Annotated in this window: 17 protein-coding genes and 1 pseudogene; all 18 read right to left on the reverse strand. The window is 43.0% G+C overall.

Translation table 11 applies throughout. The annotated features are described in order from the left end of the window. Positions 1–92: 92 nt before the first annotated feature. The 18 genes and pseudogenes from ABEQ74_RS06880 to ABEQ74_RS06965 all read right to left on the reverse strand — a co-directional run bounded on the left by ABEQ74_RS06880 (position 93) and on the right by ABEQ74_RS06965 (position 21424). Entirely contained in the window at positions 93–656 is a 564-nt protein-coding gene (locus tag ABEQ74_RS06880) for a hypothetical protein (RefSeq protein ID WP_430120732.1), read from the reverse strand. Positions 657–737: 81 nt separating this feature from the next. Continuing rightward, positions 738–1214 carry an NUDIX hydrolase gene (locus ABEQ74_RS06885; RefSeq protein ID WP_430120734.1) on the reverse strand — a complete coding sequence of 159 codons (477 nt, stop codon included), beginning with the start codon at positions 1212–1214 and terminating at the stop codon, positions 738–740. 65 nt (positions 1215–1279) lie between these two features. Continuing rightward, a complete protein-coding gene (locus ABEQ74_RS06890; RefSeq protein WP_430120957.1) occupies positions 1280–1873 on the reverse strand; it encodes a GNAT family N-acetyltransferase in 594 nt (197 codons plus the stop codon). A 162-nt stretch (positions 1874–2035) separates the two neighbouring features. Beyond that, positions 2036–2488: a VOC family protein gene (locus tag ABEQ74_RS06895; protein WP_430120736.1), complete on the reverse strand. Its 453-nt coding sequence runs from the start codon at positions 2486–2488 to the stop codon at positions 2036–2038. A 202-nt stretch (positions 2489–2690) separates the two neighbouring features. Continuing rightward, positions 2691–3875, reverse strand: coding sequence for an alanyl-tRNA editing protein (locus ABEQ74_RS06900; RefSeq protein WP_430120738.1), 1185 nt, complete (start codon positions 3873–3875; stop codon positions 2691–2693). A 149-nt stretch (positions 3876–4024) separates the two neighbouring features. Beyond that, positions 4025–4555 (reverse strand): hypothetical protein, encoded by a 531-nt coding sequence (locus ABEQ74_RS06905; protein WP_430120740.1) that lies wholly within the window; start codon positions 4553–4555, stop codon positions 4025–4027. Positions 4556–5358: 803 nt separating this feature from the next. Beyond that, positions 5359–5778 (reverse strand): N-acetyltransferase family protein, encoded by a 420-nt coding sequence (locus tag ABEQ74_RS06910; RefSeq protein WP_430120959.1) that lies wholly within the window; start codon positions 5776–5778, stop codon positions 5359–5361. Between the two features lie 538 nt (positions 5779–6316). Beyond that, positions 6317–6784 carry a GNAT family N-acetyltransferase gene (locus ABEQ74_RS06915; RefSeq protein WP_430120742.1) on the reverse strand — a complete coding sequence of 156 codons (468 nt, stop codon included), beginning with the start codon at positions 6782–6784 and terminating at the stop codon, positions 6317–6319. Positions 6785–7067: 283 nt separating this feature from the next. Beyond that, positions 7068–7409, reverse strand: coding sequence for a hypothetical protein (locus tag ABEQ74_RS06920; protein ID WP_430120744.1), 342 nt, complete (start codon positions 7407–7409; stop codon positions 7068–7070). 23 nt (positions 7410–7432) lie between these two features. Continuing rightward, a complete protein-coding gene (locus tag ABEQ74_RS06925) occupies positions 7433–7750 on the reverse strand; it encodes a hypothetical protein (protein ID WP_430120746.1) in 318 nt (105 codons plus the stop codon). 273 nt (positions 7751–8023) lie between these two features. Beyond that, positions 8024–8104, reverse strand: a pseudogene (locus ABEQ74_RS06930) (DUF1569 domain-containing protein); the annotation flags it as partial. A gap of 220 nt (positions 8105–8324) precedes the next feature. Beyond that, entirely contained in the window at positions 8325–8747 is a 423-nt protein-coding gene (locus ABEQ74_RS06935) for a GNAT family N-acetyltransferase (RefSeq protein WP_430120748.1), read from the reverse strand. Between the two features lie 477 nt (positions 8748–9224). Continuing rightward, the gene (locus ABEQ74_RS06940) at positions 9225–9500 is read right to left on the reverse strand and encodes a hypothetical protein (RefSeq protein WP_430120750.1); all 276 of its coding nucleotides are present in this window, start codon (positions 9498–9500) and stop codon (positions 9225–9227) included. 381 nt (positions 9501–9881) lie between these two features. Further along, on the reverse strand, positions 9882–10619 hold the full coding sequence (locus tag ABEQ74_RS06945) for a hypothetical protein (protein WP_430120752.1): 738 nt from the start codon (positions 10617–10619) through the stop codon (positions 9882–9884). A 153-nt stretch (positions 10620–10772) separates the two neighbouring features. Next, the gene (locus ABEQ74_RS06950) at positions 10773–11339 is read right to left on the reverse strand and encodes a histidine phosphatase family protein (protein WP_430120754.1); all 567 of its coding nucleotides are present in this window, start codon (positions 11337–11339) and stop codon (positions 10773–10775) included. A gap of 230 nt (positions 11340–11569) precedes the next feature. Further along, positions 11570–16498 carry a polysaccharide lyase family 8 super-sandwich domain-containing protein gene (locus ABEQ74_RS06955; RefSeq protein WP_430120756.1) on the reverse strand — a complete coding sequence of 1643 codons (4929 nt, stop codon included), beginning with the start codon at positions 16496–16498 and terminating at the stop codon, positions 11570–11572. Between the two features lie 121 nt (positions 16499–16619). After that, positions 16620–20816: a polysaccharide lyase family 8 super-sandwich domain-containing protein gene (locus ABEQ74_RS06960; protein ID WP_430120758.1), complete on the reverse strand. Its 4197-nt coding sequence runs from the start codon at positions 20814–20816 to the stop codon at positions 16620–16622. A gap of 266 nt (positions 20817–21082) precedes the next feature. After that, positions 21083–21424: a YrdB family protein gene (locus ABEQ74_RS06965; RefSeq protein ID WP_430120760.1), complete on the reverse strand. Its 342-nt coding sequence runs from the start codon at positions 21422–21424 to the stop codon at positions 21083–21085.

Here is a 21424-nt window from a genome sequence, read left to right on the forward strand (position 1 = left end):
ACCTTTCAGATAACGTCGTGTCCGCATGATTCCCTCTACCCACTAAATCCTGACGGATCGAGGGAGCTTGTCAGCGAAGCATGAATGTGCTGTTAGGCGTAGTTGCTGACTTCCTGTTTTCCTTTCAGATTCAATTTCTTTTCAACTTTATGTCTGAAAAAAATCAATAATAAGACTAAAACTACCATAATTAAGGTATTAAAAAGATTCATTAAATATAAGTATCTAATAAAATGAGTTGGTGCGATAATCCCTATATCATCCCATGAATTAAGTCCCTCTTGAGACTTTCCGAGCATGGTATTTAATACATATTTCAATAAGTTTTCTTGTGGTTTTTCAGTTATTTTATAAGCAATTGCAACCCATAAAAAGCTAATTAATGAATAAAACAAATCGAACAATGCAAGTCGCAGTACAACTTTGTTAAATTTTCGATGATTTTTAATTATTAAAAAAAGACATACAAGAATACCTATTAGATTAACTATAATAAATATAAATTTGAACAATTGAAAAGGCATACCTAAATAAGAAATGCGAACTTCCATTCCGCTATTTAATACTTCAAAAAAACTTCTATGTAAGTAAACAGCAATAAATAAGAGAATCAAAAAAGCCAATCCATATGAAGTATGTCTTAAATTTATCCTCATTGAAGCCTCCTAATAATAGTTGTTAGACGATTGATTACTCCTCCTTGAACAATCTATCGGAAGAATTCCTCCAATAATTCACTACTGATGGACTATAAAATGTTGAATCTTATTTTGATCTTTCCACTTCATTAGTTCTGTTTTTAATATTTCCGGATATACATTCAAACCTTTTAATTCATCCAATGAGAACCATTTAAATATTAACTTTCCATTGTCTTCGATTCCCTTAAATTCTCCATCCTTCTTTACAACTTCGTGTCCCTCCGGGAAATCAATTAAGTAATAAAATCCAATCTCATGATAATGTTTATCTTCATAATCAAAAAAATCCTCATTCACAAATAGTAACTTATTCATTTGTACCTCTATGTCGAGTTCTTCTTTAATTTCCCTTATTATCGTCTGATCTGTTGATTCATTAAATTCTACTCGGCCTCCTGGAAGGTTCCAAAAATCATCCTTTTCCGTCGTGTGCAATAATATTCGATTATTATGAATAGCAATACCTGCAACTCTGAAATTGAATTTATTATGATCTCTTTCAAATGTTATCATAGGTCACCTTTAATCGTTGTATTTTTGATTCTTCATGATCTGCAGCCATTTCAGCTAACGTTCCCTTATAGTTCTTTTATTAGATATAAAAGCAAGTCATCATCCACCGACACTTGCTCCCCAGATTTTACTTCAATGTTCTTATAGAATATCCCATGACCATCCATCACATAACCACGCTTGTTATACATTCTTTGAGCATTCCCATAATCTTTATAAAGCCCCACTGCCAAACCAATTTGCCTGGATCTCTTTGATGCTATTCTTTCAAACTCATCAAACATCTTACTTGCGATTCCCTTTCTCCAGAACTCCGGAAAAACATTTAAGTCATTTATCTCTGGAATGTTATCGCTTTTAAAATTTGGATATTCCGAAGTAATTAATAAGTGACAGCAACCTGCCAATGTTCCTTCATAGTAGGCCAGTAAAGTAACTCTACTGCCTTGTATATTTTCTTCTAGACACTTATAAAAATAGTCCTTCGATGTATACCAAGGATATCTTCTTGAAAATTCAATATCCAATAAAGATGCTTCTTCACGATTTGAAAGTTGTTTTAATGATATTGGGTTTGTCATTTTACTCCTCTTTCTATCGATTTCAGTTAACATTCCAGATGAATCTTTGTCATAACCAATTATGTTCATAAAAGGCATGGGTATCACTGCGTTTGACTCCACTACATAAGATTATCCTTGAATTCCTTTCCTTTTGGAATATTCGTCCACATATAAGCAGTTTTGTTCCTATTCCATTATTCAACTACCTCGATATAATCATTTACTTCTATCTCGCGCTTTTTATAATTCGTCACCTACTTATTTGTTACCGAGTTGTTCCGCCAATCCGATTAGAAGTCCTTCGATTCCTCGAATGTAACAGAGCCGATACGAGTCCCCGTACTGAACCACTTCGCCTACGAGCTCCGCACCATATTTAGTGAGTCTGGATACCATTTCGTCAATGTCTTGAACTGTAAACATAACGCGTAGATAACCGAGGGAGTTTACAGGAGCAGTCCTGTGATCGGATATAGTAGGTGGGGTAAGAAATTTCGAAAGTTCGATTCGGCTGTGCCCATCCGGGGTGACCATCATAGCAATCTCTACGCACTGAGAACCTAGTCCGGTCACGCGACCAGCCCATTCACCTTCAACAGTGGCTCGCCCCTCGAGTTTCAAGCCAATCTCCTCGAAGAATGAGATTGCGTCATCAAGGGATTCTACAACGATGCCGACATTGTCCATTCTTAATAATTTGTTTTTTATCATAGTTTTATCTCCTCGTGTACAGTCGATCTCCTCACGCTAACGCGATTCACATTTTCCCGCCATAGAGTTAAATACATCAAAGCTCAGCTTGCATCAATGCCAAGCTGAGCCCCAAACATAATGAACTCTCGCCCATTTGTAACCTCGCTATGAAAAACCTGTATCAGATAAGAAGTTCGAATGTTTTTTGCCTAAAGTTTGTTTATTCCCCTTCAACCAGTGCTAATGACTGTGCCGTAAAATGATAGAACGCCATGGCATCCTCTCCGTTGGCAAAACCGGCTTGGGCCATCTTGTCATTACCTCCGCCTTTGCCGCGATAATCGGCCAGATGCTGTTTAAAGAACGCTCCACAAGCGGGGCCGCTCTCTCCCCCTTGGGCAAGGAGCAACTTACTGTCCGCGCTCGATACAAAGAGAACGATAACGTCTCGTTGGTCGGTGAGCTTGGCTGCCAGGTTCTGCATATCCTTCAAAGGCTTGTCCGCAAATACATGCTTGATCAGGCTACCTTGACGATCCGCCAATAACTTCTCTGCCAGGTAAGCGTCATTCTCGGCCTTCACGGCGTTTAATTCAGCCAGGAGTTGCTTTTGCTCTTGATCCCATTTTGCAATTCGGTCCAAAATCTCTTCTTTAGAGGTATTAAACTTGGCCGATAAGCTGTTTAGTATCTCGATGCCGGCATTAAATTCATTCAATGCACGATAGCCGCATTTAAAATAGATGCGCATATGCCCCTTCTGTTTCTCTGCTCTGAGTAGTTTGATCATTCCAATCTCACCCGTCTGAGAAACATGAGTGCCCCCGCAAGCGTTATATTCGACTCCTTCAATTTCAACGATCCGAATATCGTCAGTTACCTTCGGCTGCTTTACCAGGGGGAGGTTGGAAGCCTTATCTCGTGTCACAAAATAACTCGTTACCTTTCGGTTAAGATAAATCTGATCATTGACTTCGAGTTCCAGTATCATCCACTGGTCCAAAGGCATATCCGATCGAGCGATATCGATAGTGGCGTAATCCTGGCCAAGGTGGAAGCTGAGCGTCTCTGCCTCGCATACTTCCAGACATATAGCTGACAGCAAATGCTGGCCGCTATGATGCTGCATATGGTCAAACCTTCTGCCCCAATCCAACCGGCAGCTAACCTTTTCCTTCTCAGGGAAACGCTCAACTTTATGTAGAATTTCTCCTTCTTCCAGAACCACATCAAGTACCGGAATTGAATCGATCCATCCGAGATCACATGGCTGCCCTCCACCATGGGGATAAAAGGCCGTCTCCTCCATTACCATATATGTTCCATCTTCCCGCTCCAGTTTACGCGTGATTTTTGTCTCCCACTCCCGGGTATAAACGGAATCGTAATAAAGCTTCTTTGTCATCGTCATGTCCTCACTGTTCCTGGTTATTCATTCATTTTTCAGTCTTAGTTTACTATCAAAAGATTTGGCTGTCGAAATCACTTCTTGCAGACCAAGATCGGACTGGAGACCTTCATTTTATTACCTCTTAGGATCAACATAATATATATTTATAGTTCTTTATTCAATTTGTCATAAGCACGTATTTCAATACTTTCCCTGTTATCAGTCTTAATATGAACATACCATAGCTTCTTGCCCTTAGTTTCTTCACCTTCGATATATAAATCTAAAGGTATTAATTTTGCCTGTATGTTATTAACTTCAAACCTATCGACTTGTTCAGTCGTTAATCCAAATAACAAATCACCACTTCCAGTATATCCATTAGTTGGTTCTGAAATTTCATCATTAATATTTAATCCACTACCAGTACTTAAGGAACCAGATCTCCAACCAAACCATCCTTTAGATAATTGAACCGCCACAATATTATTCGAATTAGTTATATAAAAATAATCCGCACGATTATTCACTTCTGAACTGGCAAATACTTTTTTTACAGTAAACCCTTCCTTGTTATCCGTTTGATGATAAATAGCTTCTAATGGAGTCGAAAAAGATCTTTTATTATCTTCATATAGATAAAAAATACCTACCAATACAATAAAAATTGCAACTCTAATTATTCTCCTTCTCATAATCTCTCCCTCAGTCAAATAGGATTTGCAAACTTTACTCATTGGTTCCTTCAATGAAGAAGTTGTTTTTTACTCATTCATCATGATATCTGCAGCTCTTCCAGCTAACGTTCTTGTATCTGAGAACCCAAAAAGGCTTAAAGGAGCGTCAACGACTGGGTCCGGCGGATTTAGCCACCTAAAGTTCCCTTATTTACGTACCCTCACCGGTATAGACAGCTCCTATCTTCATTATTTCCTGATTATACCACCAAAGTCCTTTTTTCCTTCTTATCAAATCAGTTATCTCTAAGAAAGATATCATCAATATTTCGCTTTGCATTTATGTTTTGGGTTATTACTTTCTTACAAAAAAAACCGGTTGAAGCGTGTAGTTCTATCGCTTCGGCCGGTTTTTGTTCAGTTTAGGATCAAGTTCACTGCGCTTTATGGGTTCGAACTTTCGCTTTCGCCATCTAGTCCCATCGACGGACCCAGTATGGATACTATGAGCTGAATGCCATCCCGTAACCCCTGCATGTACAGAAGTTCATTCTGTATCCCTATGCTTATAATATGACGATTTTCCCACTCTGCATATTCAGGCATCCGTACTCCGTCCTTGCCAGTGAACAAAGCTTCAAATGCCTCATCTGTTTCCTCACGAATCTGCCTTAGTTTACAATCATGTTCAATCTGCGCAGAAACATCGTCCAGCCTTAGTTAAAGCCGATTACTCTGAGATCAGTGCAACCGGCTTTTAGAATAGTGTCTATATCAAAGGCTTGTTGTCGCCTCCCCCACTAAAGACCTCCATACTTTTACTATTCATATATTAAGACCCAATACTTCTCCCCGGGCTTTCCTTCTTCAACAACTTTCTTCCATCCACTTTTTTCATAGAAACTCAATGCTTTATGATTTTCAGATACACACTTTAATCTTACTGGCTTACCCATTTTTTCTATAGCATTCTTAACTAACTGAGTACCAACCCCTTTACCGCAAAAATCGGGGTGTACAAATAAGTTATGAATAAAACGATCAGGTAAATATAAAGATGCGAATCCAAGGATGCGCGAATTTTCCTCAGCTAATAGTATATATTCTTCAGTTGTATCTTTATCAAAATCATTTAAATTCAATTCTTCTGTGTTCGCCCAGTGAAAGCTCTTACGACGCGATTCAAGATATATTTGTCTTAACTCAGGGTAGTCTATTTTACTTGCTTCTCTGATAATAATAAGATCAATCCCCTATCCACAAAAAATTATGAGTTATAAACATAATAAAGGATTCGGTGAAACTCCTTCAAGTAACAGGATGTCAGCTCTGCATTAGCACGCAATGAAGCTTGGAAAGCCATTCGGGTACGTCTGTTTGTTACCGCCGACATTACGGATCGTCATGGTGGTACTTTTTATCCTTCAAATCCTTTTTTGAGGAGAAACCATATTTGTTGCCTGCAGCGTAGATATTATGTTAGGTGATGCTCTCACTTCTATGAATTACTTCCAAATACATGGTCGTTATAAAACTTTTCGTTATCTTAATTAACGTTTCTTTTCTCTCGTTCAATCATTATTAAAAGGTTGTACAACACCTCCATCATTTTGTACACGATCAATATTCGTTTTTGCCTGCAGATAAATAAATTTAAATAAAAACAAACAAAAAGGGTTAGTGCCTAATGCACTAACCCTTTTTGCAATACTATGACGGCATAGCCGCCCAACAGCGTGAATACTATGATGCGATATCAGCATCCCTTTCAAATTACTATCAGGCTCTTTCAATACTATATACAACCTGCTCTGCTCCAAAGCTCATTAATCTATTCTCTAGTTTCATGCCAACCCTTTCTAGCAACTTACAGGATGAAGCATTGGCAATTTGAGTTTCAGACACTAACTTAGGTAGATCTATTACCGTGAATGAATAATGAATCATTCTTCTTACAACTTCTGTAGCATACCCATTACCCCAATGTTGAGGAAGGAATTCATAAGATAACTCGATGTTCTTTCCGTCATGATAACGGTCTAACGAAACTAAACCAATAAATTGATCATTTTCGATTAACCGAACACACCAAAAATAAACTTCTGGTATCTTTGATTTACTTAATACCTCTTCAAACTTATTCTTAAGAAGTAACTCATCGTCTGTGGTTCCTCCTAAGTATCTTCTTACCAGAGGATCTTTATAAATTTGTATAACATCATCGAGATCTCCCGAAACCAATTTCATTAGTTTACATCTTGAAGTAACTATCATAAAGTTCTCCGATTTTCTTTAATATTAGGTTTTTTATTGATTTCACTTAACGTTGGTACATTCCCGGTGTTGATTTCCCTTAGACAGCTCTTATCTCATGGTAATCAGTGTGTCACTGTTAGGTGATGTGGTCAGACATCATTGAATTAGCTACCAAAAAATCTATTGTTCTTTCATTAGATTGCTCCCATAAATAATCTTTGTTTTCAATAATTAATTTTGGTATCTCCGTGTGAATATGTTGTGTATGACGTAATTACCTCCCTGAATCCACCTCTATATACTTGTTAACCCATGTATTATAAAATGTTTCTGCATTCCAAAATAGATATACTCCAAATATAATAAATATAGCTCCTATGATTTTTATTATTATAATAGTAGAATTTTTAGGTTTCTTATATTCGATGTTCTCTTCAAATTCATAATTCGGTTTCATCGTTCTATAAATAGAGAAGGTCCATATCTTAGTAACCCAGTCAGGAAACCCAAAAATAAAAATACCCACTAGAGCCAATGGAACTGAAATCATTCCTAGATCCATTGGTAACCACTCCATCTTTTCCTCTACTATCGTTCTAGCTATTAAAATCATCATATTGTAATCCCCTGTGCTCAAAATCAATCTGTATCCAAGTATTTTTCCCATTCTCTTTTTTGAGAGTGGATAGATCCATCAAATTCTATTTTTGCTATGCCCTTCAATTCTTCATAAATCTGTTCCTCAAATCTGTTTTTCTGTATAAAAATCATTGCAAGAGATTCTCCGCAGCTTGCTTTAATCATGTCATCAGCCGAATCATCATTTATTGTTATCACTAATGCTTCGATAACTGCTTCATGACTATATTCACTTAGATCCATCGCAGCATCATCCCGCTCTGCATCTGAAGCACTTTCATCTAGCATTATTTCAATGAGTCTTTCCCATTGCTCCATAGAAATCCCCCGAAAGTTAATGTATCTTTCTTTTTGAACTATTTTCTCAATCTCGGCGTAACTTTCAAAGAACGTTCAGAAATTCACGAACCCTCACTGGCTTAAGCGACCAAAGGGAGCAGCCGAGATGTGGTTAAGCAGTGCGGGGTTGTCCGGTTGCATGTATTTCAAAAATCTCTCTGCCGGACCGAGAGCCGAATGACCCAACGCGTGAATATGGTGTTATAGGATTCAAGCACCTTCTTTGGAAACCTGCCACTTCATTATTATTAGCTAAACGCCAAACTGTTTTAAATGATGATCTAGGTGCTTGTAAATGCATTTCCCCCACTCTTCAGAAATAAGTTTACCGAAATTTTGCCCCATTTCGGAAGTGAATCTGGACGTAATTGATCGATACGGTCTAGAATTTCATTTGTATTCAATGGATTGAAAATGTTTTTCATAACAACAACGCCCCTGTTAAGCAAATCTATTATATTCACGATATCCAACGAAGTCGGAGGAGTCCGGCTGATGCAGCTTCCCTGCCAGTATCATCTACCAGATCGAGGCGGTTTTGACGGGGTTAGGTTCACAGTATTAAGTCCTTTTTAAAGTAATAATGATTACTTCCAAGTGGAGCATTCTCAATAATTGCAATTTCTTTATAACCATATTTCTTATAAAACTCAGGAGCTTGAAAGCTGAATGTATTCAACTTAATAAATGTACACTTTTTTGATCTCGCTATCTTTTCTGCTTCTGCTAAAAGTCTTTTACCAAGTCCGTTTTTTCGATTATTCTCTTCAACCCATAGAATATCAATCTCCATCCAATTCCAACAGACTGCACTATTAAGACCTGCAATTATATCTCCGTTATCGTTCTTCAAACATAGAGTGATTTCTTCGTAGATGCCATTTGGAACATGTTCTGAATTATATTCAATGAGTTTTTTTCTTACATAACCGGCTTCTTCATTTGTTCCAATATGTATTTGGGGGTTATAGGGCATAATTGTCCTCCTACAATTTTTGTTTGTACTACTCCTTGCATTAATGTCGTCTAACGTTCTTGCATTCACGACGCGAGCCGGCCTTAGATAGCTCTTATCTTAGGCACTTTTATTAAAAAACGATCTTTAGAAGAAATTCTTTTAATTTCATTCCAATTCCCATCAACAAGTTGCAAACGGTAATGCCCATTAATATCTCTTCTCTTTCAGGAATGTACCATTTCCCATTGTTGATTTTCAGTTTAACTATTTGTAAAAAGTCTTCTGTGAAGAATCCCCAGTTCTCAATAAAGTAATCATTGTCTTCACTACGAATAGGGTCTACATCTCCGGAATGCCTCGGGCAGACCATGGAGCGTCAGCACGCAGTGTGAATACGGAGTTATACGAAGGATCGGCCTTCCTAGATAAACTTTCATAATTTGCTTTATTAGATATTTGATTAATTCGTTTTAATATGCTTGCTTTAATAATATTTTATGGTCCAGTGCCACTTGTAGTTACGTACCAGCCTATAGAATTTTTCTTTACATAAATAAATGACTTTTCTATTTCATTAATAATATATAAATCTCCATACATAGGATCATTCTTTATTTTTCCTTCATGAACCTTCGATGTTATTGCCTTGATTGGATTTGAAACAAAGACATAGCTTCTGACCGCTAATTCAGGAGATGGCAGTGGAAAGATTATAAGATAGATAAACAAAGCAGATATTATTATTAAAAGTAACCTAGTTTTCTTTTTCATGTTTTTCTCCCAGTATGTTGAATGCTCCGTGAGTAAGCACTCTGCTTATTACAAATCAATTAATTGCCGATCTTTCGTATAGCCTTCTCGTATCTACGAACCCGAAAGGCTTAAGGGAGCACCAGCGACCGGGTCCGACGGACTTAGCCTCGCAGGATTGTTCGATGAATCCACTTCTCTGCTTCCCAGCGTAGATATGGTGTTAACTGATGTTACTGCCTTCTTCGAATTATCTGAATTCAACCTCATTGCTAATCTTTGTTGCAATCTATCATGTAAGTTTGCCTTCTATTCATCTCGTTCTACCTTTTCAAATCATCTCCGTATAACAACTAGAACTTTGTGAGTTTTAAAATACGAACATATGCTATCTTTCACTCGTTACCAACGCTTTATCTCTTTTTTCAATTCTTCAATAGATTGAAAGGTTTTTAGTTTATCATGTTCAATAGAAAGAATAGCGGTCTTGGACATCCCGTTTGGCTGTTTCTCCTTACCATCAGCAGCCCTTACGAATACATTCATGGATTGGGAGGTGTTCACCATATCATTAATCACCTGACGCAATTGTTCCAACAGATGATCACCGAAATCAATCGTCTTCAATTGTATTTTCAATTCTGGAGCATACTTAGGCTTTGCTGGAATAAGCACTCCATGTTGATCCTTATCACCGCTGAGTCCTCTTTCAAGCGATAATGTGTAATAGGTGTATTCAATCTGAATCGTATCGATATCCTGATGTTTGAATAGATCATGATATTTTTTTTGAAGACGATCCCGAATATGTGCGGACCAATATACTAGCGAATAGTCATCTTGTAATTGCTTCCCAACAAAACTGCCATAGTCGTCGAAGTTCACATCATCCTCCACATGAATTATGGCTTTACTCGCATCCTTCACATTATATACTTTCGCTGTGTATACTTTGAATTTAAAATTATAAGAACTCCCTGCTGCAGCAACATCCATATTGTATTTTTGTTTCATATATACGATTGCATTTCGCTTTACTTCAGCATGCTTCCACGGCAAACCGTTCATTTCAGTATAGAGGTAATACACAAAGGAGGTAAACAACAAAACAACAACCGCAATTGAGATTTTTATTTTCATATAGCTCCCATCCAATTAATCTATTTTTCCAAGCATCCGTTATCCAACCTCATTATAGGAAATTGCTTCGGGCAGACGAAGGGGGCTTGTCCCCCGCAGCGTGAATACTCTATTATGTGATGTCACAGTCCTCTTCGGTAAGCCTTATAAAATCTAATCATTCCACAATCTTGTTACTTCTTTTAATTCTAAGTCTTCAAATAGCATTTTATAAATATCCGGTTTCTTTAATTGATTCAAAAATTCTAAGCCATAAGCTGGATCAAAATGATTCATCATCAAAGTCATTACAAGACCATGAGTCCCGACTGCTATCTTCCTCCCTTTATGCTCTTTCAGTATGGGTTTTAGAACTGCGATGGCTCTCTTCTGACAATCAGCATTTGACTCTCCACCCGGCAAGGTATAATCAGGGTCATTAAAACTCTCTCTGATACTAGACATTAACTCAGCATTTTCAATAATATCAGCTGCAAAATGCCGCTCTCTAAGATCTTCAAATATATTAATATCTATGTTTAAGTGAGTTGCCAAACCCTCAACACTCAGAATTGCTCGAGTATAAGGACTAGATATAATCATGTCTATTCCTTCACCTATAAGTATCTGGGTTGCTTTTTCAATATCGGCCTTTCCTTTTGGCGTAAGCCCTCTTGTCCTTTCATCTCCTTCAGTGTATGGTGATTCTCCATGCCTAACCATATAGATAGTTGTCTTCATACAGGCCTCCTTGAGAAGCTTTCATTAAATATGCAACGTGATTGGATTTGCAGTTCCGCCATTTTACCCAATATACACCATATGTAAATTTGAGGAAACTGAAAAAAGAGCCTACCACACTATGGGCGCCAGACTCTCGAGCAACTCACTCCAACCCATGTTAACAAAAACGCCCCAGCCTTAGATATCTCTGATCTTTGGCTGGGACGTTTATTGTGAGCTTTGTGTTCTTATTTGGAAGATTGAGCTTGAAGTACGTTGAGCAAAACGGTTACCGCCTCTGCGCGCGTTGCCTGCGCCGTTGGAGCAAAGCGATGATTGCCGCGTCCTTGGAGAAGACCTTCGTTCACGGCGGAGGAGATCCAGCCTCTAGCCCATACCGGAATTTCGCCGGCATCAGCAAAGGTCAGCCCGGTTTGCGAACCGTTAGTAAGACCCCGCGCTTTAGCGGCCATCGTTGCAAGTTCCATGCGAGTTATTGCTTGATTCGGACGGAAGGTATTGTCGGCGTAGCCGGTAATGAATCCTTGATGAATTCCCTTGGCAATATCCGATGCCGCCCACTGCGGAAGACGGTCCGCATCCGCGAATGCAAGCTTGGTTTCTTCACGCAAATCGAGTCCTCTTGAGAGTAAAGCTGTAAACTCGGCGCGAGTGATTGGCTTGTCGGGAGCGAATGTTCCGTCCGCATACCCTTTAATCAATCCTTTTTGAGCCGCAGCCTCAATTTTTGCTTGAGACCAGTGTCCTTGAATATCGCTGAAAACTACGGCTGTCTGATCCTCAGGTTTACCGATTTGTACGGACTTGCCGACAGCAATGTCTTGCGCAGAAAGCTTGTGATCGACTGTGATCATCGCATCTAAGCGAACTTCGGTTTCTCCAGTCTTTTTCACCTTAAACGTAAAACCGCTAATTTCAATATCGCCCTCTTTCCCAGCAATATCGCCCGTCATTGTATGAAGGAACTTAATCACTCCGTCCTTCACAATCGGTGAAACGGTAAAACCGTCCAATGCCGAAGCAGCTCCGGTGAATTCTAAATATTCAGGGTCAAAGCTCAATTTCACTTCATAAGCGTATAAATCCCGTACGTTTTTCCCTGTCAAAGTCAGTTTAACGGTATCCCCTTCCTTCCAGCTTCCTGATTTCGCACTGAGATGGAAAGATTCCGGACCTTGGGGGGAATTACGTTTAGGAGTATCGCTCGAACCAGCAATTTTCCGGGCAATCGTGGCCAGATCGATCACGTCAATTTTACCGTCACCGTTAACATCGAGCGCTTTGATCTGCTCCCACTCTACGCTAGTTTTGTTAAGACCAAGAAGCTTGGCGAGCTGCTCCAAATCGCTTAATTTTGCCTTATTTACTTCGCTTGCATTAGAACCAGACGTGCTGCTTGAACCGCCGCTAATCTCTGAGCCGTGACCCGGCTGTTGTGGCTGACCGGGCTCGCTAGGTCTCCCCGGTTCGCTAGGTTCACCAGGTCCGCCAGGTTCACCAGGTTCACTAGGTTCGCCGGGTTCGCCCGGTTCGCCTGATTCTTCAGCATTTGCTTTCAATGTGTACTTGAAAGGATTGGAAACCGCCTCTACCTCATCGCCTCGAACATCTCCGATCCGCGCCCCGACGATATCGATGCTGCTTTCCGTTGTCTTTTCAACCTTATTCGTGTCAAAAGTCAACTTGATCAAATCTTGATTGCCTTGTAACGGCTGGCCTTTGCCGGCGAGAATGAGCCGCAGCTGCCCGGAATCATTCCGAGTGTCCAGAATGGCTACCCCTTCCTGCAGCGATTCGGCGGAGACGAACGTCAACAAATTCGCATCGTATTGCAGAGTCAGGTCATGTGCATACATATCCTTTACGGCCGATTTGATTCCGTAATTGACAGTCAACGGTTCGCCGCCCGTCACTACATTAGGTCCACCAATTCCAACCGTCGGCTGTGTAATTGAAACGACAATACTTTGCGTATCTTCCACATTGCCCGCTTTATCGACGGAGCGGTATTCAATCGTATGAACGCCCTGCTCTTGAATAACCACTTTACCGTCTTTCACCGTTTTCCACTTGCCCCCGCCGATCCGGTATTCCGTACGCAGTAAGCCCCAGCCGTTAGGGTTATCCTTCGCAGAGAAGTGAAGAACGACTTCTTTATAATGTTCCCCTTCCGTCTCGCCGCCTCCTTCCATTTGAACGTTTGTCGTCGGCGCTGTCGTATCTTTAAGAAGAATATCCAGGTAAGCTTGGTATTTTCCGCTTTCATTTTTACGACTGCGGATTTCCGCATGCAAATTGCGGCCGATTTGCTGCAGGGCTACGCTTACCGTTTTGTTGTCCTGCAGTTTAGTTTGTACGAATGGCGTTACATTGAATGTCCACCATTGATCCGGCGACGCCATCGTTGTCAAATCGATTTGTTCGTCTGCGTCCGGCTTATTTTTATAGGTGATCGTGTCTTCCTTCCAACTGTCGTCATGGACCGCGAACACGCCGATGTCGGATTGAGTTCCATTATTATCATTCGTTTTGCCGTAGACGTGAAGCACGGCCCGTTCAATATCGTCGGAAATTTGCGGAAGATCAAACTTCAGGAATACGCGGCGGTCATAGTTCCCGCTTCCGTTACGGATATTGAGAAAGCCTCTCGTTCCGAAGTTTGTATTCTCTTCGCTGCCTCCGTTCACAAACGTGTCTTCAGATACGTTAATGCGAATTTTGGCCGAATCGTCCGGCTCAAGCGCGCCTTCTTCGGGAAGCTCTGTTTCCGCTCCGGAATTGACTCTGAACTTCACGACATGGCTGCGGCCTTTTGTCCCTCCTGTGGCAATCTCCAGTTGAACTGAAGGAGATGTCCGTAATACGGTCACAGTCGGATCCTTGGCTAACTCCTCAAGCGCTTCTGCGGCAACCTCCACTTTCACCTTCGATTGCGTTTGCGTCGGATCGGACACGGATACGGTCAATTCATCACCTTGCTCCTTTACCATCACGGAAGCAGGTTGATAAGCGCGCACGCGGCCCAATTCGCCCGTCTGCCAAAAGTTGATGCCTGTCAAGCCAAGCTTTGTATCTTCCACCGCCTGCATTTGCGCCGTATTGCTCAGGATGCGAATGTCCGGATTCTCACTGTACGCTCTTGTCGCATCTGCCGATAACGTCGGCAGCAGCACATAGGAATACGCAGCGTCCGTCGGCTTCTTCCCATGCTCTACAGCCAAGCTGACATAATTGCGCGTAATCAGATCAGCAGGACCCGACGTGTTAATGTCTTTCCAAGAACCGGTTCTAGATTCGCGTAATGCATGAATATCACTACTCTCCGGGAAATAGTAGCCAATATCGGCTCCATCCGCCGTACCCGCCAGATGTGCCCAGTTCACTCCCTTTAGTTCATCGGACCAGCCCAGCTGGCTTGGCATCGCTTGACCGTTTACGGTCAATGAATTGGAGCCAGCCGCATTAATCATCCGGTTCTCTACAATCGTTTCGACTTGGCGTCCGTCCTTCCGCTCGTCGGGCGTAGTGATGCCCGCTCCCAGCGCGACGATTTCATTGTCGAACATAAACCACGACTTCTTGCCGGTCAATTTGCTTCCGGGCGGAGCCAGATCCATCCCTGCGATCCCGTACAGATTGTCCATAGATGAACCGCCGACCCAAGTTTTCCCCGTCGTTTTGATCATCGAGCGCTCCATGCCGTCGGACGTCGTACCCGGCATCCGGTGGGAATCAACCGTCGGCCAGAACGCATCACGGAACTGCCCCGAATCGTGATTATATAAATACGTCATCCCATCACCGGTATACCAGCCTCTTGAATGTTCGCCATTCATTCCCTCGAAGTTGGCAATGCGGGAAGAGGACATGCTAATGCCAAGAGTGTAGCCCGGCCGCGAATGAACGATCCGATCCATTGCAGAAAATTGGCGATGCGAAATCAAGTCTCCTCGGGGAACGATCGAAGTGTCGCTCATCAGCTTTTTAAACAAAACGATGTCTCGAATTTGCATACCTTCGTACATGTTCGGCATCGTCTTATCAGAAACGACCCAATCCTTGACCATGCTCTTATAGTAGGCAGCTTGTTCCGGTGGAGCGTATTGCGCCAATCGCAGGATCGTCCATACTGCTCCCCGGGTGTTGTTATTGTAGCGGGAGACCGCTCTGCCGCTGACCATTTCCATAATGTGACCATCATAAATAACCGGTTCAAATGAATGGGTAACCCAATCCCATACATGATCAAAGTTAGGATCCTCGATCGGCCACGAAGAGCCGCTTAAGACCGTCAGCAGCTTTGAGATATCCCCTAACAGTACGCTACCGTAGCTGCCGGTATACGCAATATTATTATGCTGAATGAACGAACCATCTTCATAAAATCCATCCCCGCTGGTCACATACGGGAAGGCGGAACCGATTGCATTGCGCGCCTGCACGATTTTCGTCTCGTTCTGATCGAGTACGCCCCGCAGCAGAACAGCCAGTGATTTATCCAAAAGATTGGCCCCCGTCTCTTTCAGACCTGGAGCGCCGATCAATCTTTTGGTCGGATCAGGTAAAAATCGGTCAATCGTGCGGGTATACCCCGCGATTTGTTCTGGGCTTAAATGATCGTACATCAGTGTGATGATGTCGGCTAATGAGAGCGGCGAGCCGATCTCCCACTCCCACCAGTTGCCGTAACTGCTTTTCGTTTCGTTATAACGATATTCATACATCCAATCCAAGCCTGCGATAATATCGTTCTTTAAAGCCTCATTCTGATACAACGATGTACCGGGAGTTGCGAAGGCAATCGCCATATCCTTCAGGCGGTTGTACGACAAAGTGATGTGGTTCGGAGCGGTGGTACTGTTATAATCCGCCCATAAATAGGTACGGTCAGCCGCTTTATTGAGCGTATCCCATACCCCGGTATGACTGTCGTTTGTTACCTTTTGGACATTCGCCTCAACCGCATTGCGGATGTCCGCATCATTAAGGTCAATTTGCGAACCGCCCGTCAAATAATCGAACCATCTCATGCGTAGCGCTTCGAAATCATTCGCCTGAGGCGCCGCCGCGGCTGCCGGGACAGCCGGGAAAGACGTAGTAATAAGTGAAAAGATCAGCAAAGAAAGGACGAGAAGCTTGACGCTGTATTTTTTCAAGATGAAATAACACCCCTTCCAACAATTTGCGAGAGGGACCGGATATCAGTCCCCTTCGCTAAATTCAAACAGTCGCTAAAAAGTCATTCAGACCTATCCCCTTGATAAGAACACAATTTTCTTACTCCGCGATCATTATTTCGGCATACCACTTCAAATCATCTTCATCAATGGTACCATTGCCGTTGATATCGGCTGCCATAATCAAATCCCAATCTGGACTACCGGACGTCTTGCCAAAATGAGCGGAGGCGACCGCCAAATCGCCAACTCCAATGCTGCCGTCCCCATTCAGATCGCCGATGGTACTCGTAAGCGTAATGTTAATGAGGCAGGTTGCAACAAATGCGCCCTCCTCGGTCGTTACGGTCACTTGCACGCGGCCTGGTTTCAATGCGGTGATCGTCGCCTGGCGGCTTTCCGTCTTCAACTCTGCGATATCGCTGTGGTCGATGGTCCACGCTACATTGGTGTTCGTCGCATTTTCCGGAACGATGGTCGCCTCCAGATTCACGCTGCCACCAACGGTGAGAGCCGCTTGCTCCTTGTTTAATTGAACGCCCTTCACCGGAACTGCGGGTTTCATGGTCACTTCCAAATACGACTTGTAAATCCCGCCCTCGTTTTCTTTGCTTCTCACCTCTACCGTCAAATCGGTTTCGCCTTGGAGCGCAATGCTCAATTGCTTATCTTCGGCCATCCGCGCTTTGGCGTAAGCGGTAAGGTCAAATTGGCGCCATTGATTATCTGCGTTAAAAGGCACTTTATCGATTAAACTTCCAACTTGAGGCATGTTATTCCAAGTGAGCGTATTTTCTGTCCAAACATTGCTCCCTACTTCATATGCGCCAATGCTCTCCGTCACTCCCCGGGTGTCGTTCTTCTTACCATAAACATGTAGTTTCACCGACTCAATTTCACCGGAAAGTCCGCTCAAATCGTATTTCAGGAATGTTTTGCGCAAGTAGTCGTTGACGCCGTTCTTTACATTGAGATAACCGACGCCGCCGAAGTTTTGGCCAGCTTTAGTGCCGGCGTTTACATAAGCGTCTTCAGCTACGTATACAGTGACTATTTCCTCTTGGCCCGGTTCTGTAGCAGGACCATCCAACTCCAGCGTTTGGCTTGGATCATATTGGAATTGAATCGTTTGGGTTGTTCCTATCGCGCCTTTCGTGTCAATTTCCAATTTGAGATAAGGCGATGTTTGGATCACCGTAACGGAAGGGTCCTTCGTAATTTCCTGCAACACGGCTTTGCCGAGATCTACCGTCACTTTCTCTTGCTTCTGGGTCGGATCGGAAACCGCGATGGTCAATTGATCGCCCTGTTCCTTGACCATAATCGATGAAGGTTGATACGCTCGAACAAATTCCAAACGATCTGCTTCCCAGAAGTTGAATGCGGTAATGCCCAGCTTCTTCTCTTGGACAGCATGAACTTTGTTCGTCTGGCTCAATACTTGAATATCGGGTTGCTGGTTGTAATGCTCAGTCGCTGCACTATCCTTGTTCGGCAATAGAACATAGGCATAAGAGCCATTCTGCTGTGCAGTACCGTGATCGAACGCCAAGCTAAGATAGTTTTTCGTCACCGGAGTGGACGAGCCTCCGCCATTGATCTCTCTCCAGGAGCCCGTTCTCGCTTCGCGTTTCCCTGTGATGTCAGCTTTGTTCGGAAAATAATACCCGATGTCGGAGCCGGCCACATTTCCTTCTAAATGAGCCCAACCGATCCCTTTCATCGGCTCCTCCCATCCGAGGGCGTCAGATTTCACTTGGCCGTCCACCGTAAGCTTATTCGAGCCGCTATCTGTCAATTGACGATTCTCCACAATCGTCTCCACTTTACGGTTGTCCGTGCTTGCAATTCCTGAGCCTAGCGCGACAATCTCATCATCGAACATAAACCATGATTTTTTGCCGCTTAGTTTGCTGCCCGTACTTTTATCCAGTGCAAAACTCATCCCTGCCGCGCCGTACTGTCCGTCCATAACCGAACCGCCGACCCAGGTTTTCGAATTGTAATAAGCAGCCCAATCTTTCGGAGCCGGAGCATAGCCGTCTGTTGTCGTTCCCGGCAAGCGGTACATATCCACCGTTGGCCAATATTGATTGCTGTATTGAGATAAATCGTTATTATATAAGGCAGTCATCCCGATTCCGGTGTACCAGCCTTTTATGTTCTCGTTATTACCGAATTCAAAAGCCGAGATCCGGTCGGAGAACATGCTGAGTCCGAAGCCGAAGCCCGGACGCAGATGAACGACCCGATCCATCGCAGCGAAATTCTGATGCTTCACCAGCTCTCCGCGCGGCTGGATCGCAGCGTCGCCTACAATGGCCTTAATCAAATTCATTTCATATATCGGCATATTTTCGTAATAGCTCGGGAATGTCGTATCGGATAATACCCATTCCTTAATCATACTCTTCATCTGGGCGGCTTTCTCCGGCGGGGCTCCCTCGGCTAACCGTGCCAGCGTGCGAATAATTGCACGGCCTGTTAGATGATCGGAGTCTGTCTCACGGGAGATGCTGCGCCCCTTCACCATGTCCATGATTGCCCCTTTGTAGATCAAGGCCTCGAACGAATCCTCCACCCACTCATATACATTTCCTGCGTTTGGATCGTCTAGCTCCCATGAGGAAGAGTTGAACAAATACATTAAATCGGCCATACGTCCGATCAATACGCTGCCATAGGCTCCCGTATAAGCAATGTTGGAATGCTGGATTAAAGAGCCGTCTTCATAAATCCCGTCACCGCTCTTCGCATATTGGAATTCCCCGGGCATCGCATGTTGGCCTTGTTCGATCTTCGATCCGTTTTTGCCGACAATGCCGCGCAGCACAACGACCAGCGCTTTATCAAGCAGGTTTGCGCCCGTTTCTGTGACGCCTGCATTCTGCACTCTTTTTGTCGGATCTGGAACGAATCTATCAATGACATTCAAGTATTTCTCAACTTGCTCTGCGGGTATGTCTTCATACATCAGCACGAGAATGTCCATGATCGCTTGCGGCGTTCCGATCTCCCAATCCCACCAGTTCGGGACACTGTTCTTGCTTTGGTTATATTGGTAAGTATGCATCCATTTCAAAGCCGCGAGGATATCGTCACGCAGGGCCTCATTATGGTACACAGCAGTGCCCTTGGTCGAATAGGCAAGCGCCATATCCCTGATCATCCCGTACGCTCGTGTAATTCGGGCCGAATCGGTATTGCTCTGATTGATAACATCATCCCATAGCGCACCTGCATCCGGCATGTTGTTCATCCGATCCCAAATCCCGGTGCCTCCAGCGTGGGACACTTTATCCGATAATGACTGGATATAAGCAGCCACATCTGGGTCAGACGAGTCCATGGAAGCTCCGCCGATGAGTTTGTCATACCATTTCAACCTTAACTCGTCATAACCGGTCAGCGTTGCCGCAGACTCCACGGTTACGTAAGATTGGGCGCTGACCAGACCGTCCGACGTCGTCACGGTAATGATAGCGGTTCCATAATCAAGCGCAGTCACGGTTCCGTCATCCACCGACGCAATCGTCGAATCGGAAGAACTCCACACGACGGGTTGATCCGATGCGTCTTCCGGCATGTAGGTTGGAGTTAACGCTGCCGTTTGGCCTTTTTCCAGGGAAAGCAATTTCGGTTCCAAAGACAGCCCGATTATCCCTTGGCGCGATTTTATTGTCACATCATCAAACCAAGCGATCCCCGTTCCCGTTTCAAAAAACGGTTCGATTCGGACATAGTTCGATTCGGCCGGTGCCGACAATACCGCTTCCTTCAATGTCCAATCGTTGGTTCCGTCCAGCTTCGCGGTCGAAGGGCCGTCTCCGACTTTTTCGGTCTTTGAGCTGTTATCCACCCCTGCAATGCTTTTATAAAAATTCGTTCTCACAAATACACCGCCGCTCGATACAACATCAGTCGTTTTGATTCGGGCGCTGAATTCATATGTAGCTCCGCCGACAATCGGCACATCCAGACTAAGTCCTGTCCGGTCTATCGCGCTCAGATGCTCGATCTGTACCGAGTAGTCTCCGGAATAGTAAACGGCATCACTAACAGATACTTTGCCTTGTCCCTTAGCAAGCCACGCGCCCCACCCTTGCGGTTGAATCCCATCTATCCAGGATGCGTTCCCCGTTGATCCGACAAGCTCAAATCCCCCATTAGGAACAAGATTGTCTCCCGAGTCGCTCGCATTCGCCGCGTTCGTCGACCAAGTCGGAAGTACCGGCAGCAAATTCAATGTCATACATACAACCAAAACCACGGATATTCTTTTGTACAGCGCTTTCAAAAATATTCCTCCTCCCAGAATTTGAAATCGCTTTCCATAATCTTTTTCCATGATAAAACGGAGAGAGGAGGTTAGAGCAGGGTTAATTTTTGCCTTCCGGTGAATTATTTTGACCTATATATGGAAATGCAAGTAAAGAACTTTCACAATAGTGCTCATAGCTACTGTTTTACGGAACCATTCCAAAAAAATAGCAAGCCCATGCCGATCGCATGAGCTTGCTGCTGATTCTTGACCTTTATTATGATTCTATTTTATGTATGGAGTTAATCAACCCCTTGATTGAACTTTATAATAATGTATCTATTCACTAATGAAACTATTATGAAGATAAAGGCAAAGGCTTTGAATCCCTCACTTAGTAAACATAGAAATGCGGTTCCAAAGATCAATAATTCAATTCCTATGATCCCTATCATTGGCAACCTAATTGTCGCTTTCGGTGATATGGTCTTCCCCCAGATTATTGCAATAATCAGTGGCAATCCAACTCCTAAAACAATTTGAATTATTAAATTAGAATCAAAATGAAATCCCCAATAACCTAGCGCAAACAGTATAACTAGTTCTAAAAGAAATCGTACTGCAAGATTAATAGCTTTAAACAT

It is taken from the genome of Paenibacillus solani, assembly GCF_050475945.1.
Lineage (GTDB): Bacteria > Bacillota > Bacilli > Paenibacillales > Paenibacillaceae > Paenibacillus_AQ > Paenibacillus_AQ solani_A.